1 protein-coding gene is annotated in these 1,997 nt (G+C 75.7%); it reads right to left on the bottom strand.

What is annotated here, in order from left to right; all coding sequences use genetic code 11:
* A partial coding sequence (recC, locus tag C667_RS22490; protein ID WP_245538525.1) for an exodeoxyribonuclease V subunit gamma occupies nucleotides 1-1,997 on the bottom strand: 1,997 nt, incomplete at both ends.

Here is a 1,997-nt window from a genome sequence, read left to right as displayed (position 1 = left end):
CGCGAGCGGGGCGGGCGGCGCTACTCGCGGCCTCCGCGGCCTCTGCGGCCGCTTGTTCGCCCGGCGCCACGACGGCCTCGGCCTGCGCTGCGGTCTCGGCGCGCGTGGTCTCGGCGCGCGTGGTGTCCACGTGCGCGGCGCGCCATTCGCGCGCGTAGGTGAGCAGCGCCGTGCCCGGCTCGAAGTAGCGCCGGCTGAAGGGCTGCAGCGGGTGCGCGCGGGTGCGTTCGGCCACCACCTCCGGCGACCAGCCGGCGGCGAGGTAGTCGCGCAGCTGGGCGACCAGCACCGAGGGCGGCTGCGCGCTGTTGTCGCGCACGTTGAAGCCGCACCAGCTCAGGTAGAGCACGCGGCGGGCCGAGAGCAGGGCCTCGAGCATGAGCTGGCGGTCGTCGTCGCGGCGGGCGCGGTCACCGGGGCGCTGCTGCCCGGGCAGGGCCATGAGGTCGAAGTCGCTGCGCGGGCTGCGGCGCGGATAGTCGCCGTCGTTCATGCCGAGCAGGCAGACCACCTCGAAGGGGATCGCGCGCATCGGCATGAGGGTGCAGAAGGTGACCCCGCCGGCGCGGAAGCGCTTGTCGAGCGCGGGCGTCTCGAGCGCGCTGAGCCAGGCCTCGGCGGCGACGTCGAGCGGCAGCTCGGCCTCGAAGCGGGCCTCGTCGCAGGCCTCGATCCAGCGTTCGAGGGCGTCGTCGAGCGCGGCCAGGGTCTGGCGGTCGGCGTCGTCCACCGCGTGCACCAGGTCGGCGAGCAGGGCGCGCAGGCGCCCGGCCCAGGCCGCGGGGGTGGCAGGCCGCCGGCTGTCGGCCTGCCAGCGGATCAGGCGCTCGACCAGGCGGGCGAGGGCGCCGGCGAGCTCGGCGTCGAGGCCGCCGACCTCGTCGTAGGGCTCGATGCCGGCGAAGGGCGCGTCGATGCCGGCCTCCGGACGCCCGGTGGCGTAGCCCATCAACATGCGGCGCAGGCCGAAGAGCGCGCTGTTCTGCTCGCCGCAGGCGTCCAGCCCCAGCCCGGCGCGATGCGCGGCGTCCAGCCCCCAGCGGATGCCGGCGCCGCTCATCCATCGGGTCAGGCGCGGCAGGCCGTCCTCGGCGAGGCCGAAGCGGGCGGCGATGGCAGGCACGTCGAGCAGCGCGCCGAGGTCGGACAGCCGGCAGCGGTCGTGCCGGATGCGCAGCAGCCACTCCACCGCGCTCATCAGCGGGCTGCTCGCGCGCGCCGAAAGGTCGGCGATGTCGAAGGGGATGTGGCGCGCGTCGTGGCGGCCGTACTGGCCGAACACCGCGCGGATCGCCGGCGCGAAGTCGTCGATCGAGGGCACCATCACGACGATGTCGCGCGGGCGCAGCGGTTTGCCCGCGTCCTCGCGGGCGAGCAGGGCGAGGAGCTGGTCGTGGAGGATCTCGAGCTCGCGCACCGGGCTGTGGGCGAGGTGGAAGACGATCGAGCGGTCCGCGGCCGGCACCGGCGGGTGCGCATGCTCGGCGAGCGGGGTGAGGTCGCGGATGTGGCGCTGGACCTGGACGAGCAGCGCGGGCGCGGCGCCGTCGTGCGCGTCGTCTTCGTCGTCGTCGAAGAGGTCGATGCGGGCGAGCGGAAAGCGTGCGCGCGTCTGCTCGGCGTCGTCGAAGGCGTCGAGCTGGCGCACGAAGTCGCGCGCCTGGCGGCCCCAGGCGGCGAGCAGCGGGTGGGCGTGGAGGTGCATCGCGTCCAGCCCGACGTCCTGCAGCTCGCGCCCCTCGCGCAGCGGATGGCGGCGGCGCGTGATGCGCAGCCACTCGCGTCCGTCCAGGATGTCGGCCCAGTGGAAGCGGCAGGGGTTGGGGATGGCGAGCAGCACCTGGGCGTGGTGCGACAGCGCGGCGAGCAGCTGCAGCGTGGGCAGCGGCACGTGGGTCATGCCGAAGAGCACGACGCGGCGCGGCAGGGCGGCGGCCGGGCGCGGGGCAGCGTCCTCGGCCGCGGCCTCCAGCGCGGCGAGCACGCGGTCGTGCAGC

This window comes from Thauera phenylacetica B4P (assembly GCF_000310225.1).
Taxonomy (GTDB): Bacteria; Pseudomonadota; Gammaproteobacteria; order Burkholderiales; family Rhodocyclaceae; genus Thauera; species Thauera phenylacetica.
Note: the sequence above shows the minus strand (reverse complement) of the source record. Positions and strands in the feature narration are given on the sequence as shown.